This is a genomic window from Tsukamurella ocularis (genome assembly GCF_024807615.1).
In the GTDB taxonomy this organism is placed as follows: domain Bacteria; phylum Actinomycetota; class Actinomycetes; order Mycobacteriales; family Mycobacteriaceae; genus Tsukamurella; species Tsukamurella ocularis.
The window spans coordinates 256,893-271,886 of record NZ_JANUCJ010000004.1; the positions used below are offsets into that span (position 1 = coordinate 256,893).

Below are 14,994 nucleotides of genomic sequence, written 5' to 3' on the forward strand. Positions count from 1 at the left end.
GCCCAGCTTAGCCGGTCAGATCGCCACCATCCGGGTCGCGGCCGAGGCGCTGCGCCGGCCACGGATCGCGATCAGCTCGCGAGCGTGCGCGTCGAGCGCCACGTCGCCCGGCAGCTGCGGCGCCCACGGGCGGACCGCGGTGGCATCTCCGCCGGCATCGAGCGCGGCCAGCACGTGCAGCGCGTGCGCCGCAGACTGGGGCTCGTGCTCATGTGGCCAGCAGGTCGCGAGGTGCACGGAGACGTGCATCGTCTGGCGGCCCGTGTGCAGCAGCCGCGCCGTCACCTCGATGACCTGGCCGATCTGCACCGGGCGGTAGAAGCGCACGCCGCCCACGTAGACAGTGACGGCCTCGCCTCCGCTCCAGCCCGCCGCGCAGAGGTAGGCGGCGTCGTCCATCCAGCCCATCACCCGTCCGCCGTGCGCCTTGCCACCCCAATTGATGTCGGTGGGCGCCGCGAGGAAGCGCGTGGTGCGCCGCTCCGCCTCGGTCGGCAGCGAATAGTCGGCGCCGTTCATCGCCGCGGCGATCCGCCTCCGCACGTCAGCGCGGGCCTCGGCCTCCTCCGCGGCGCGCACGTCCTCGGCGAGGACGGGCTGCCACTGCCGCACCGGCGTCGGCTTCCCGGCATCGTCGACCGCGACGAAGACGAGCAGGCACGAGCTGGCGACGGTGAACGTGCCGACCCGCGGATCGGCGGAGGCGACCTCGCATCGGATGTGCATGCTGCTGCGGCCCGTGTAGACCAGTGTGGCGCGCACTTCGACCACGTCGCCCGAGGCGATGTCGCGGCCGAAGCCGATGTTGCCGACGTACGCGGTCACGGAGTAGCCGCCCGACCAGGCGGCCGCGCAGGCGTAGGCCGCCTTGTCGATCCACTCGAGGACGCGGCCGCCGCGGACGCCGCCGCCGAGGGTCGCGACGTCGGTGGGTGCGGCGAGGAACCGCAGGGTGATCCGGCGATCGGTGATGGGCATCGGGCTGAGCTCCTTCGCAGAGCGGTGGACGGATCGCACCATGGTGGAGAGGTCGGCGAACGCACTCGACACCGGGGGAGTGCGATGAGAAGTCGGTGATCGGGCGGTAACCGCGCGGGTCGTCCGTGCGTAACACCGCGAGTGAGGCGCTCTCGCTGGCCCGCTGTCAGGTCAGCGACGCGGTCTCACCCCACCTCGCGCCGGATCGTGGACGGCACGCCACCGTCGCGCACCGTCGGCACGAGCCTCGATGATTTCGGGGACCTGCTACCGGTCACTCTGCTGTGACCGCGTACTGCCGCTGATCCCCGCGCCGGAGGCGCCGTTGTTCGACAGTCCCGCGCGCGTCAGTTCGCGCGTCAGTTCTTGGCGACGCTGTCGCCCGTTCGGCGGCCCGATGTGAACGCGAAGACGGTCCCGTCGTCGCCGACGGTGACCAGCTCGCCGTCGGGCCCGATCGAGACGCCCGACGCGGACTTCATCGAGTCCGGCAGGTCGAAGGTGCGCAGCGTCGTGCCGGTGTCGGTGCGGAACTCGATGAGCTGTGTCTGCACCGCCGCCCAGGACCGGACCACCGCATAGCCGACGCCACCGCGGATCTGGGTGGCGGGGGAGACCATCGCGACGTCGGTGCGCTTGAAGGCCTCGCGCACGCTCGTGCCCTCGTCCTTGAGCGCGATGAACGAAGCGCGGTGCAGGCCGGGCGCGGCGGGGATGATGGTCCCGTCGGGCGAGACCGACGGGGGCAACGTGCTCTGGTACCCCAGGTCGTGCGTCCACTTCGTGGCGCCGGTCTTCGCGTCGAGCGCGGCCAGCTTCTCGCCCCGCAGGTTCACGTACAGCGTCGAGCGGTCCGCCGACAGCGCGGGCGAGCCGATCGCACCGTCGGGCAGGTCAGCGCGCTCCCACGCGTATCGCAGGTCGTGCCGGTCACCGCCGTTCTTGTCGTAGTCGACCGCCATCACCTTCGACGGTCCGCCCTTCGCCCCGACGACGACGAAGGCGCGTTCGGTCTGCGTGTCGACGGCGGGCGGCCCGGACACCGGGCAGCCGGGACCGTTTGTCGCGCAGTCCTCGAGGCCGGCACTGTTGGCGTTCGCCGAGACCTGCGGAAACAGGCCGATCGCGGCGCCCGCGGCGTCCCCGTCGTGCGTGTCGACGAGCACCATCTGGCCGAGGTGCGTCACGGCGAGCACGGTGTTGTCGCCCGCGAGCTTGATCCACAACGGGGTGCCCGCAGTGGGGTATCGCCAGCGCACCTGGTTGTCCGCATTGAAGCTGTACACCCAGCCGGGGATGCCGAGGTAGGTGTAGTCGAACTGGTCCACGACGGGGGCCTGCAGGTCGGCGCCCGCGGCGTCGCGCCGGCAGTAGGTCTTGCGGCCCACGGTGAGCTCGAGGTTGAACGTGGTGCAGCCCGTCTCGGTGCGCGCGGTCACCGAGACCACGCCGCGGTTGGAGATCGCGGGCGCCGCGGTGTTGGGGCCGACGAGGTCGCGGGTCCACGCGGGGACGAGAGAAGAGGCGGCGTCCTTCTCGGCGTAGGAGTTGTTGCGCGAGTCGCCGTACATGCCGGGCCAGGCGGCCGAGTCATCGGCGTACACCCAGGTGGTGTCGGGCGTGCAGGACACCAGCACCGCGGCGGTGGCCACCGTCGCGCCCAGCGTGAGCGCGCGCCTACCCAACCGCATGTGTCTCCCTCGAATGTTCACACCGACTTTTCGCCCCACAGACTAGCGCGGCGGCGGTACCGGACCGGCGGGGCGCACCCGCCGGATAGGCTCCGCGGCATGACGAGCATGTGGAACGCCCCGTACCGATCGCGGTGGCGGCACGCGCGGCAGGCCGATCAGCAGGCGCGATTCCTGACCCCCGCCTCCTTGCGCTGGGTCCTCAAGAACAAGGCTTACACGCCCTGGTACCTGGTGCGGTACTTCCGCCTCCTGAAGTTCCGGGTGGCGAACCCGCACATCGTGCTCAAGGGCATGGTCTTCCTCGGTAAGAACGTCGAGATCCACGCGACGCCCGGCCTCGGCCGGATGGAGATCGGCCGCTGGGTGCACATCGGCGACTCGAACAAGATCCGCTGCCACGAGGGCTCGCTGCGTATCGGCGACAAGTCGGTCTTCGGCCGCGACAACGTGGTCAACTGCTATCTCGACATCGAGTTCGGCCCCGCGTCGCTCGTCGCCGACTGGTGCTACATCTGCGACTTCGACCACAAGATGGACGACATCACCATCCCCATCAAGGACCAGGGCATCGTCAAGGGGCCTGTGCGTATCGGCGGCGACACCTGGGTCGGCACCAAGGTCACCGTCACCCGCAACACCCTGATCGGCCATGGCACCGTGCTCGGCGCGCACGCCGTGGTGCGCGGCGAGATCCCGCCCTACTCGATCGCGGTCGGCTCGCCGGCGCGCGTGGTGAAGAACCGCAAGGACATGTGGGACGCGAGCGTCGCCGAGCGTGCCGAGCTCGAGCGCGCCCTCGCCGACATCGAGCGCAAGAAGGCCGAGGCCCGAGGGCTGCCGGGGAACGGCTAGGAGCTACAGCACGTAGAACGGCCGGGCGTAGCGGAACTCGCCCCGCAGGTCCGGGGTGTACGCGCCGAGAGTGCGCACCATGAACGAGTCGCCGGACCACTCCGCGACGTCGGGCTCGATGCCTACCTCGGTGCCGGCCACGAAGCCGAAGCGCGGGTAGTACTCCTTGTGGCCGAGCAGCGCGACGAGCCGCTCGCCGAGGGCGTCGGCGGCGCCGAGCGCGGCGAGGATCAACGCGGAGCCGACGCCCTGGGCCTGCACCTCGGAGCGCACGCCGAGCGGTCCCGCCGCCAGCACGGGCGTCTCGCCGACGGCGGCGCGGGTGAGGCAGACGTGACCGATCACGGCACCGTCGTCGTCCTCGGCGACGAAGGACAACTCGTCGATCCAGGCGCCGCTCAGCCGGAGGGCCTCGACGAGCACGACCTCCAGCGGCTCGGTGCGCCCGGGGGGCGTCATGGGCGCGAACGCACTCCGATGCACGTCCGCGACCACGGCGTGATCCTCCGGCGTCTCGTTGCGGATCAACACGTCCGGCCCCGATCGTGGATGGGAAGCAGGCCGAACGGTCGTACTGTCATGAATCGACCGTGCCACAGGATTTGCGATGATGCACATCGCGCAGGTCGGGCGGCCGGGGCCGACCTAGAGCGGATTCGTGGGGTCGCGCTCGGGGAGCGGGCGCTCGTCGATCACGCGCCGCCCCAGCGGCGTGCGCGGACGCCGCTTCGCGGCGAGGTAGACCTGCGTCGTCTCGCGGGCAACGGCCTCCCAGCTGAGCTCCTCCACCTCGGCGCGCGCCGCCGCGGCCCAGCGGTACGACGACGCCGGATCGTCGAGCACACTGCGGATCGCCGCCGTGAGGGCGGGCACGTCGCCTGGCTCGACGGACAGGCCCGTCTCGTCCGTGCGGATGAAGTCCGCCAGGCCGCCGGCCGTGGTCGCGATGACGGGGATGCCGGTGGCGGCGCCCTCGAGCGCGACGATGCCGAAGGGCTCGTAGCGGGACGGGATCACCAGGGCGTCCGCGGAGTGAAGCTGCGCGACCAGTTCCTCGTGGTCCAGCGCGCCCGTGAACTCGACGGCCCGCAGTACCCGCTGCTCCCGCGCGACCTCGCGCAGCCACGTGGCCTGCGTTCCGTCGCCTGCCACCGTCAACGTGGTCCCGGGGTGCGTGCGGCGTACCCGGGCCAGCGCGGCGATGAGGTCCTGGACGCCCTTCTCGTACTCCAGCCGGCCGACGTAGAGCAGGCGGGGCGCGCCCCGTCGGGCCGCGGTGCGGGTCCGATCCCGGAAGGGCCAGGCGGTCGCGTCGATGCCGTTCGCGATGGTGTGCAGCTGCGCGAGGCCGGGCCCGAACAGGCGGTTGACCTCGTCGGACATCGAGCGCGAGCACGTGATCACCGCGTCGGCCTCGTTGGCGAGCCACCACTCGGTGGAGTGCACCTGCCGGTTCACCGGCCCGGAGACCCAGCCGCTGTGCCGGCCGGCCTCGGTGGCGTGGATCGTCGCGACGAGGGGCGCGTCGAAGGCCTCGGCGAGTCCGACGGCGGCGTGCGCGGCGAGCCAGTCGTGGGCGTGCACCACGTCGGGCACCCAGGGTCGGCCGACGGTGCCGGCGCCGTGCAGGGCGTCCTCGCCGGCGGTCGGGTTGTACCCGGCGAGCCGCAGGCCCGCGCGCAGCATGGAGTGCCCCATGGACAGCACCCACGGCATCATGTCGGTGCCGAAGTCGAGGGCCAGCGGGTCCTCGGCGGCCATGATGACGCGGATCCCGTCGACCACCGCGTCGGACGTCGGGTGGCTGCGCGGGTCGGTACCCGTGGGCTGGCGTGAGACGACGACCACCTCGTGGCCCTGGTCGCGCAGCTGCAGCGCGAGGTGGTGGACGTGGCGGCCGAGGCCGCCGACCACGACGGGCGGGTACTCCCAGGAGACGAGCAGGACGCGCATGTCAGAACCCTCCCAGCGGCGCCGGGAGGCGCCGGGCGTCGAGGCCGGGGAACGGATCGTCGGCCAGCCGCCAGGTGCGGGCCAGCGCGACGGCGCGGGCCTCATCGCCCCGCTCGGCGGCCTCGGCGATCTCTCGCAGGGCGTGGGCGTGCTTGTAGGCGCGGTCGCGGGCGTATCCCGCGGCGGTGTCCTTGGAGACCATGAACGGCCAATCGGACTGCAGGCACATCAACGCCTCCTGCAGCACCTGGTCGCTCACCACATCGCGCGTGCGTCCGGCCCGCTTGTCCAGGACCCGCAGCACCGTCGTGGTGATCTCCTCGTTGAGCTCGACGAACTCGCGCACGAGCGGGCCGTCCCAGACGTGCCAGTCCTTGCCGGAGCCCCACGAGCTCGCGGGGATCTCGCGGGCCTCGCCCACGTACCCGGCGTCCGCGGCGGAGCGCAGCGTGCCGACACGGACGCCGGCCTCGGGCAGTGCGCGTAGGACGCGCTCGAGCCAGATCGGGCCCTCGTACCACCAGTGGCCGAAGAGCTCGGTGTCGAAGGCGGCGACCACGAGGGCGTCACGGCCGATGCGGGCGCTCTCGGAGCGCACGCGCGCGACGACGGTGTCGACGAAGTCGGCGACGTGCTTGTCGATCGCGGCGTCGGCGCGCGCGGGGTCGTACGGCGCCTTGTCGGCCTCGGCGACGTTCTTACCGGTGACTCGGCTGGGCTTGAGGCCGGAGGCGTGGTCGTGGGCGTAGAAGTCGCGGTAGGCGGCGTGGCCGGGGTAGCCGGACTTGGGCGACCACACCCGGTAGCTCACGGGCAGGTCCCGGCCGAACGCGAGGACGGAGGACTCGCCCACGGGGCGGGCCAGTGCGGTGTCGCCCCCGAGGGTGGGCCCGTCGACCATGAAATGCGTGACGCCGGCGGCCTCGTATCCCGCTTCCATACCGGGCTTGTAGGCGCACTCGGGCGCCCAGATCCCGGTGTGGGCGGGGGACCCGAGCCGCGCGGTGCCGTAGGCGAGGCCCTCGCGCAGCGCGAGCTCGCGCAGACGGGGGTGGAGGAGGGGCTGGAAGGGGTGCGCGAGGGGTCCGCCCAGCAGTTCGACGGTGCCGGCGTCCGCGAGCCGGCGCAGGACGGGGCTGCCGCCGTGCCGCCACCGGGTCTCGAAGAGTTCCAGCGCGTGCGCGGCGTTGCGGTGCTCGCGCGCGCCGAGCTCGGCCGCGGCGGGGCGCCCGGAGAGGGCGGCCTCGTGGGCCCGGAGCTGCCAGTTGCCGAGGTAATGGTGCATGGCCTCGAGGCAGTACGGGTCGTCGAGCTGGGCGGCGAGCACGGGGGTCACGCCGAGCGTGAGCTGGTCGGTGCGCCCCTCGGCGGCGAGCCGGTCAAGCATCTCCGCCATCGGCAGGTAGGAGGCCGCCCACGACTGGTACAGCCACTCCTCGCCGACGGGCCACGCGCCGTGGTGGGCGAGCCACGGCAGGTGGGAGTGCAGGACGAAGGCGATCATCCCGGGCTCGCGCCCGGCGGTCACGGCTTCCTCGCGTAGAAGAACAGGTCGAGGCTGTCCGGGGCGTCGGCGCGCAGGTCGAAGTCCTGCGCCGCGACGGCGGCGACGTCGTTCGACAGTTCGTCCGGCCAGGGCTCGCCGGCCAGCGAGCGCTCGATCTGCGCGTCGATGAAGCTGCCGCCGTGGCGCCGGTCCAGCTCGGCGAGCCGCGCGCCGTGGTAGACGCCGAGCTTCTCCGTCACCTCGAAACCCGCGTCCTCGAGCAGCTCGGCCAGCTCGGCCGAGTTGAGCTCGCGGGTGTGGAAGGGATTGAGCGGGGTGTCGCGGCCGGGGGAGAAGGTGACGCGGTTGGGGGTCGAGATCGCGAGCTCGCCGCCGGGGCGCAGGACGCGCGCCACCTCGCGGAGGAACTGCGGCTGGTCCCACAGGTGCTCGATCACCTGGAAGTTGACGACGGCGTCCACGGACGCGTCGTCCAGCGGTAGCTCCGCGAGGTTGCCGTGCAGCATCGTCACCGCCGGGTACGCGGCCCGCACGTGCGCGACCGCCGACTCGTCATAGTCGAGCGCGGTCACCGTCGCTCCGGCGCCGGCGAGCATCGCGGCGCCGTAGCCCTCGCCGCTGCCGGCCTCGAAGACCGACTTCCCGGCGTAGCGGTCGACGATCGCGAGGTAGGCGATCTCGTGCCGGCGGAACCAGTAGTTCTCCTCGGGGATACCGGGAACGGTTCGCTCGCCGGTCAGGGGCAGCGGGTCACACATTCTTCTCAGCCTAGTCGTCGCGGGGCGTGGGCCATCCCACATGGACAGTTACCGTCCGGTAACTTACTCTGGCGTTAAACAGTGTGGTGAGGCGGTGCTACGTTCTACTCGCAGAGACTGCGGTGGGGACGATTTTCCGTACCTCGCGGCAGTGTGAGAATGTGCCCTACGAGTATCCCGATCATCGATGGAGGTCGACGAAGACCAATGACGAACGTAGTCGTACTGATCAAGCAGGCTCCCGATCCCGGGTCCGAGCGCAAGCTGTCCGATGACTTCACGGTCGACAGGTCGATCGACCCGTGGCTCGAGGAGATCAACGAGCGCGCCGTCGAGGCCGCGCTCCAGATCAAGGAGGCCCACGGCGGCGAGGTCACCGTCCTGACCGTCGGCCCCGCCAGCGCCACCGATGCCATCCGCAAGGCGCTGTCCATGGGCGCCGATAGGGCCGTTCACGTGCAGGACGACGCGATGCACGGCTCGGACGCGATCCAGACCTCCTGGGTCATCGCCCGCGCGCTGGGCACCATCGAGGGCGTCGAGCTCGTCATCGCCGGTAACGAGGCCACCGACGGTCGCGTCGGCGCCGTCCCGGCCATCCTGGCCGAGTACCTGGGCCTGCCGCAGCTGACCCACATGCGCACGCTGGTCGTCGACGGCGACTCGCTCAAGGGCGAGCGCGAGACCGATGAGGGCATCTTCGAGCTCGAGGCCTCGCTTCCGGCTATCGTCTCGGTGAACGAGAAGATCAACGAGCCCCGCTTCCCCTCCTTCAAGGGCATCATGGCCGCGAAGAAGAAGGAGATCAACGTGCTCTCCCTCGCGGAGATCGGCGTGGAGCTCGACGAGGTCGGCGGCGCGAACGCCGGCACCACCGTCACGGCTGTCACCCCGAAGCCGCCCAAGGAGGCGGGCGAGAAGGTCGTGGACGAGGGCGACGGCGGCGACAAGGTCGCGGCCTTCCTCATCGGCCAGAAGATCATCTAAGACCCCTCGAATCCCCTCATAAGGAGAGAAGCCGTTATGGCAGACGTACTCGTCCTCGTCGAGCAGGTCGACGGGAAGCTGAAGAAGGTCACGGCTGAGCTGCTGACCGCCGCCAAGGCGCTGGGTGAGCCCGCCGCCGTCGTCGTGGGCGCCCCCGGCACCACCGATGCCGTCGCCGAGCAGCTCAAGGCCGCCGGCGCCGCCAAGATCTACCGCGCGGAGTCGGCCGAGGCCGACACCCACCTGGTGACCCCGAAGGTCGGCGTGCTGGCCGAGCTCGCCGAGAGCCAGGGCGCCGCCGCGATCCTCACCGCCGCCACGTTCGAGGGCAAGGAGGTGGCCGGTCGCGTCGCCGCGCGCCTCGGCTCCGGCCTGATCGCCGACGCGATCGCCTTCGGACCCGGTGGCACCGCCACCCACTCGATCTTCGGTGGCGCGTTCACCGTCGAGGCCACCGCGGGTGGCGACACCCCCGTCGCGTCGCTGCGCCCCGGCGCCGTCGAGGCCGACGGTGTCGCCGGCGCCGGTGAGATCGTCGACGTCGCGGTCCCGGCCGAGGCCGAGAACGCCGTGAAGGTCATCTCGAAGCAGCCGATCCAGGGCGGCAACCGTCCGGAGCTCACCGAGGCCTCGATCGTCGTCTCCGGTGGCCGTGGCGTGGGCTCGGCCGAGAAGTTCTCGGTCGTGGAGGAGCTCGCCGACTCGCTGGGTGCCGCCGTCGGCGCTTCGCGTGCCGCCGTCGATTCGGGCTTCTACCCGGGCCAGTTCCAGGTCGGCCAGACCGGCAAGACCGTGTCGCCGCAGCTGTACATCGCCCTCGGTATCTCGGGCGCCATCCAGCACCGCGCCGGCATGCAGACCTCGAAGACCATCGTGGCCGTCAACAAGGACGAAGAGGCCCCGATCTTCGAGATCGCCGACTACGGCATCGTGGGCGACCTCTTCGACGTCGCCCCGCAGCTCACCGCGGCCGTCAAGGCGCACAAGGGCTGATAGCAGTACCTCGTACGTACGAGCCCCGTCCGGATCCGTCCGGGCGGGGCTCGTTCGTCTTCGCTACCGTGGGGAGAGGACCCCGCTTCCGCTCGTCGACCAGCCCGACGGGTGTGAACGGTCCTGAACGACAACCACATACGCGGAGGAGAACAGCCATGTCCGAGAACGCGAACTTCACCACTTCCGATTCGGGAGCGCCCGCCGGGAGCGACGAGCTCTCGTTGACCGTTGGCGCTGCCGGCCCCATCGCCCTGCACGACCACTACCTGATCGAGCAGATGGCGCAGTTCAACCGGGAGCGGATCGCCGAACGCCAGCCGCACGCGAAGGGCAGCGGCGCCTTCGGCACGTTCGAGACGACCGCCGATGTCACCGCCTTCACGTGCGCGGAGGTCTTCGCGCCCGGCGCGAAGACCGAGATGATGGCCCGGTTCTCGACGGTGGCGGGCGAGCGCGGAAGCCCCGACACGTGGCGCGATCCGCGGGGCTTCGCACTCAAGTTCTACACGCCCGCGGGCGTGTACGACATGGTCGGCAACAACACCCCCGTGTTCTTCATCAAGGACCCGATGAAGTTCCAGCACTTCATCCGCTCGCAGAAGCGCCGCGCCGACAACAACCTGCGCGACCACGACATGCAATGGGACTTCTGGACCCTGTCGCCGGAGTCCGCGCACCAGGTCACCTGGCTGATGGGCGACCGCGGCATCCCGAAGTCGTGGCGGCACATGAATGGCTACAGCTCGCACACGTACCTGTGGGTCAATGCCGAGGGCGTCAAGCACTGGGTCAAGTACCACTTCGTCTCCGACCAGGGCGTCGAGACGCTCACGCAGGACGAGGCCGATCGGCTGGCAGGGGCCGACGGCGACTTCCACGTGCGCGACCTCTTCGACGCCATCGACCGCGGCGAGCACCCGAGCTGGACGCTCAAGGTCCAGCTGATGCCCTTCGACGACGCGGCCGACTACCGGTTCAACCCGTTCGACCTGACGAAGGTGTGGCCGCACGCCGACTACCCGCTGCGGGAGGTCGGGCGCATGACGCTGCACACCAACCCGACGGACAACCACAGCCAGATCGAGCAGGCGGCGTTCGAGCCGAGCAACATCGTCCCTGGCATCGGTTTCAGCCCGGACCGGATGCTGCTCGGGCGCGTCTTCGCGTACGCCGACGCGCACCGCGCGCGGCTCGGGGCGAACTACAAGCAGATCCCCGTGAACCGGCCGCGGAACGAGGTCCGCAGTTACTCCAAGGACGGTGCCATGCGGATCGATCCCGTCCGCGATCCGGTCTACGCTCCGAACTCCAAGGGTGGACCCGCCGCCGACTACCCTGGACAGCCAGAGCCGCAGTGGGCGGCCGACGGAGAGCTGCTGCGGGCGGCGTACGTCGCGCACCGCGAGGACGACGACTGGGGCCAGGCCGGCACCCTGGTCCGCGACGTGATGGACGACGCGCAGCGCGACCGGCTGGTGTCGAACGTCGCCGGGCACCTTCTCGACGGGGTGACGGAGCTGGTCCTCGTGCGCGCCTTCGACTACTGGCGGCGGATCGACCAGGAGACCGGGGAGCGGATCGAGCGGGCCGTGCGCGAGGCGCAGGGCTGACATCACCGACGGGGCCGGGTGCGGGCGCGGCCGCGTCTAGGATCGTCTCTCGTGAGCAGTGTGTTGATCGTCGACGACCAGCGGCTGATCCGCGACGGCCTGAAGATGCTGCTCACCGCCGCCCCCGACTTCACCGTCGCGGGCGAGGCGACCAACGGCGATGAGGCCGCCCGCGCCTACCGCGAGTTCGCGCCCGACGTCGTGCTCATGGACCTGCGGATGCCCGGCGCCGACGGGGTGCACGGCATCGAGCGGATCATCGCCGCGGACCCGTCCGCCCGCATCGTCGTGCTCACCACCTTCGATGACGACGAGCACATGTACCCCGCGCTCGCCGCGGGCGCCGTCGGCTTCCTGGTCAAGGACATCGCCCCCGAGGCACTCCTCGACGGTCTGCGGCGGGCGCTCGGTGGCGAGGTCCCCATGTCGCCCGGCCCCGCGCGCCGGGTGCTCGACGAGGCCCTGCGCGCCCGGTCAGCGGTCCCGGAACCGGCGGCCCACGAGCCCGCGGTGCCGCTCACCGACCGCGAGCGCGACGTGCTCGCTCTGGTCGCCGACGGGTTGGGCAACGCGGCCATCGCCGGTCGGCTGCACGTCGCCGAGTCCACGGTGAAGGCGCATATCGCGAACCTGCGGCAGAAGACGGGGGCCCGCTCCCGGGTCGAGCTGGCACGGTTCGCTTCCCGGTAGCCGCGCCAGCTCAACCCGTCAGGCGGCGCGGATCGGCACCGAGAGCGCGACCACCCAGCGATCGCCGTCGGGCCCGGCGGCGATGGTGCCGCCGGCGAGTTCCGCGCGCTCGGCCATCCCGGTCAGGCCGTAGCCGTGCCCGCGCTGCCCGTGCGCGGGAAGCGGGCTCGTCACCCGGGCCTCCCAGGAGCCGTCAGCCGCGCCCACGTCGACGGTGACCGTCGCGCCCCGGGGTGCGTGCTTCATGACGTTCGTCAGCGCCTCCTGCACGACCCGCACCAGCGTCAGGGCGTCGATCGCGGCGGGGCCGGCCTCGCCCAGGTCGATGCGCGCACGGACGTCGAAGCCCGCGTCGACGGTGCGCTCCACCGCCCGCCGCAGCTCGGCGTCGGTGTCGTCGATCGTCCTGTCCTGCACGGGGTCCCGTGCCCGCATCGCGGCGAGCAGCCGACGGATGTCGGCGAGGGAGTCCGTCGCCGTCCCGTGGATGTCCGCGAGGACCTCGTCGAGGCCGGGGTCGATGCCCGCGTAGACGGCGCGCGCGACGCCGACGCGCAGCGAGATCGCCGACATGTGGTGGGCCATCAGGTCGTGCAGCTCGCGGGCGAGGGCCGCGCGCTCATCACGGCGGGCCTGGAGCGCCTCCTCCGCGAGCGCGCGCCGTTCGCGTTCCGCCTGCGCGAACCGCTCCCGCATGTACAGCCCGCCCACGACGGGGAGCCCGACGAAGCTGAGCGTCTCGGCCAGTACCCGGATCAGCGTGTGCTGTTCGTTGTCGAGCAGGGATCCGGTGATGTAGCAGGCCGCCCACACGAGCGTCGCCGTGACCACCTGCCACCGCGGCCGCTGCGACGCCGCGAGCTCGGCGAGGGCGAGCGCGGCGAGGTAGGGCACGAGCCCCGCCGGCCCCCAAGCCTCCGCCGAGAGCAGGCCTCCGCACAGCACCGACAGGGCGAGCGAGACGGCGAACGGCGCGCGGCCACCGAGGGCGAACAGCGCGGCGGCGAGCATCGACCCGGCGATGTACGCGGGCGAGGAGTGAAAGCGCCCGGGGTACACACTCACCGCGAGCAGCACGGGCACCACCACGAGGGGAGCGGCCCGCACCCCGACGGTCCATCTGGTGCGTGACATGGCAGCACCGTACGGCACCGCGGGGCCGGGGGAGAAGCCATGATCTGCGCACTTAGCGTCGGGGTGGGGAATTGTCAACCCCCTCCCGGCTAGTCCAGGACCCGGTTTCCATGTCCGAAGGGCGGAGTCGCGCGCGGGCGCCGCCGACGACGCTGGAGTGCATGATCACCGATACCGCCGCGCGGCCACGAGCCGTCGCCGGCACGAACCGCCGCCGCTTCCTCACCGCCCTGATCGCCGCCCCGCTCGCGGGTGCCGCGGTCGCCGGATGCCGTGCGCCGTCGGCACCATCGGCCCCCGGTGCGTCCGTCCTGCCGGGCGGTCGCAGGGCCCTGCCGATTCCTCCGCTCGCGCGCTCCGTCGTGGGCGCCGACGGGGTGCGTCGGTTCGACCTCGCCGCGCAGGCCGGATCGACGGAGATCGTGGCGGGCCGCCGCAGCGCGACGTGGGGATTCAACGGCGACATCCTCGGCCCCACGCTGCGCGCCCGCGACGGCGAGAAGGTCGCGGTGACGGTGCAGAACGGTCTCGCCGAGGCGACCAGCGTGCACTGGCACGGCATGCACGTACCGGCCCGCGCCGACGGCGGCCCGCACCAGATGGTCGAACCCGGCGCCACCTGGAAGGCGGAATGGACGGTGCGGCAACGCGCCTCGACGCTCTGGTATCACCCGCACCCGCACGGCGTGACCGAGAAGCACGTCTACCGCGGGCTCTCCGGCTTCTTCCTCCTCGACGACGACGCGCAGGACGCGCTGGGCCTGCCGTCCGAGTACGGCGTCGACGACATCCCCGTCGTCGTACAGGACCGGAAGTTCACGCCTGCCGGCGAACTGGACGAGACGGCACCCGGCGAGACCGGGCTCATCGGCCCGACCGTGATCACCAACGGGATCGCAGGGGCGAGTCTCGTGGCGCGCCGCGACCGGATGCGGCTGCGTCTGCTCAACGGCGCGTCCGCGCGCTGCTTCGAGTTCGGCTTCGCCGACGGGCGCCGGTTCGAGTTGATCGCTTCTGACGGCGGGCTGCTCGCCGCGCCGGTGTCCCTCGACCGCCTTATGCTCAGCCCGGGGGAGCGGGCCGAGATCGTCGTGCGCGTCGCGGCCGGCGAGCGCACGATGTTGCGTTCGTTCCCGATCACGCAGCGCGGCAAAATCTCCGGCGAGACGGCGCGGGAGTACGGGCAGGAGGACACCCTCGACGTGCTCGAACTCGTCGGGTCCGAGACCCTCGTCGCCGGGTCCGGCGCCGTGCCCCGCGACCTCGGCGCCATCGCGCCGCTCGCCGCGGGCGCGACGGCACCGTCGCCGGCGGCGCGGACCTTCGACCTGCAGTGGTACATGATCAACGGCGAGCGGATGGATATGAGCCGCATCGACCTCGCGCCCGTCGTCGACACGACCGAGGTGTGGATGGTGCGTAACAAGGACAACTGGCCGCACAACTTCCACATCCACGACGTGCAGTTCCAGATCGCCTCGTTCAACGGGAAGACCCCGCCCGCGCACCTGCGCGGCTGGAAGGACACCGTCTACCTCGCGCCCGGCGACAGCTGTGCCCTCGCGATGCGCTTCACCGACTACACCGACCTGACGATGCCGTACATGTACCACTGTCACCTCCTCTACCACGAGGACCGCGGCATGATGGGCCAGTTCGTCGTGGCTGGGAAGGGGGAGCAGGCGCCTACGCGGCTGGAGATGCCGGGCATGGCGATGTCCATGCCCTCGTCGTCGGCGCCTTCGTCGTCCGGTGCCTCCGCTCCCTCCGCTCCCTCCGCTCCCTCCGCGCCCGCGGGATCGCACGGCGGGCATTGACCGGCGGGACGCAGGGGG

13 protein-coding genes are annotated in these 14,994 nt (G+C 71.5%); 6 read left to right on the plus strand and 7 right to left on the minus strand.

Annotated elements, in window-relative coordinates; genetic code table 11:
- Positions 1-15: 15 nt before the first annotated feature.
- Together HNP44_RS17645 and HNP44_RS17650 are read right to left on the minus strand one after the other, a co-directional pair.
- Complete coding sequence (locus tag HNP44_RS17645) at positions 16-978, minus strand: acyl-CoA thioesterase (RefSeq protein WP_259142573.1); 963 nt, start codon at positions 976-978, stop codon at positions 16-18.
- A 359-nt stretch (positions 979-1,337) separates the two neighbouring features.
- Positions 1,338-2,669: a PQQ-binding-like beta-propeller repeat protein gene (locus HNP44_RS17650; protein ID WP_259142575.1), complete on the minus strand. Its 1,332-nt coding sequence runs from the start codon at positions 2,667-2,669 to the stop codon at positions 1,338-1,340.
- A 99-nt stretch (positions 2,670-2,768) separates the two neighbouring features.
- Between HNP44_RS17650 and HNP44_RS17655 the strand changes: the two genes are divergently transcribed.
- Positions 2,769-3,524, plus strand: a complete 756-nt coding sequence (locus HNP44_RS17655) for an acyltransferase (RefSeq protein ID WP_259142577.1) — start codon at positions 2,769-2,771, stop codon at positions 3,522-3,524.
- A gap of 3 nt (positions 3,525-3,527) precedes the next feature.
- On the opposite strand, the gene HNP44_RS17660 is transcribed toward HNP44_RS17655, so the two are convergent.
- The 4 genes from HNP44_RS17660 to HNP44_RS17675 all read right to left on the minus strand — a co-directional run bounded on the left by HNP44_RS17660 (position 3,528) and on the right by HNP44_RS17675 (position 7,742).
- Complete coding sequence (locus HNP44_RS17660) at positions 3,528-4,055, minus strand: GNAT family N-acetyltransferase (protein ID WP_259142578.1); 528 nt, start codon at positions 4,053-4,055, stop codon at positions 3,528-3,530.
- A gap of 114 nt (positions 4,056-4,169) precedes the next feature.
- Positions 4,170-5,477, minus strand: coding sequence for a glycosyltransferase family 4 protein (locus tag HNP44_RS17665; protein ID WP_259142579.1), 1,308 nt, complete (start codon positions 5,475-5,477; stop codon positions 4,170-4,172).
- Between the two features lies 1 nt (position 5,478).
- Positions 5,479-6,981 carry a glycoside hydrolase family 57 protein gene (locus HNP44_RS17670; RefSeq protein WP_259142957.1) on the minus strand — a complete coding sequence of 501 codons (1,503 nt, stop codon included), beginning with the start codon at positions 6,979-6,981 and terminating at the stop codon, positions 5,479-5,481.
- 20 nt (positions 6,982-7,001) lie between these two features.
- Positions 7,002-7,742, minus strand: a complete 741-nt coding sequence (locus HNP44_RS17675) for a class I SAM-dependent methyltransferase (RefSeq protein ID WP_259142580.1) — start codon at positions 7,740-7,742, stop codon at positions 7,002-7,004.
- 207 nt (positions 7,743-7,949) lie between these two features.
- On the opposite strand from HNP44_RS17675, the gene HNP44_RS17680 reads away from it, so the two are divergent.
- The 4 genes from HNP44_RS17680 to HNP44_RS17695 all read left to right on the plus strand — a co-directional run bounded on the left by HNP44_RS17680 (position 7,950) and on the right by HNP44_RS17695 (position 12,025).
- Positions 7,950-8,729 carry an electron transfer flavoprotein subunit beta/FixA family protein gene (locus HNP44_RS17680; RefSeq protein ID WP_259142581.1) on the plus strand — a complete coding sequence of 260 codons (780 nt, stop codon included), beginning with the start codon at positions 7,950-7,952 and terminating at the stop codon, positions 8,727-8,729.
- A 36-nt stretch (positions 8,730-8,765) separates the two neighbouring features.
- On the plus strand, positions 8,766-9,722 hold the full coding sequence (locus HNP44_RS17685; RefSeq protein WP_259142582.1) for an electron transfer flavoprotein subunit alpha/FixB family protein: 957 nt from the start codon (positions 8,766-8,768) through the stop codon (positions 9,720-9,722).
- A gap of 158 nt (positions 9,723-9,880) precedes the next feature.
- Positions 9,881-11,335, plus strand: a complete 1,455-nt coding sequence (locus tag HNP44_RS17690; protein WP_259142583.1) for a catalase — start codon at positions 9,881-9,883, stop codon at positions 11,333-11,335.
- Positions 11,336-11,386: 51 nt separating this feature from the next.
- Positions 11,387-12,025, plus strand: a complete 639-nt coding sequence (locus HNP44_RS17695; RefSeq protein ID WP_259142584.1) for a response regulator — start codon at positions 11,387-11,389, stop codon at positions 12,023-12,025.
- Positions 12,026-12,043: 18 nt separating this feature from the next.
- Here HNP44_RS17695 and HNP44_RS17700 read toward each other — a convergent pair whose 3' ends face one another.
- Complete coding sequence (locus HNP44_RS17700) at positions 12,044-13,159, minus strand: sensor histidine kinase (protein ID WP_259142585.1); 1,116 nt, start codon at positions 13,157-13,159, stop codon at positions 12,044-12,046.
- A gap of 161 nt (positions 13,160-13,320) precedes the next feature.
- Here HNP44_RS17700 and HNP44_RS17705 point away from each other — a divergent pair, with 161 nt between their 5' ends.
- A complete protein-coding gene (locus HNP44_RS17705; RefSeq protein ID WP_259142587.1) occupies positions 13,321-14,976 on the plus strand; it encodes a multicopper oxidase family protein in 1,656 nt (551 codons plus the stop codon).
- Positions 14,977-14,994: the final 18 nt, after the last annotated feature.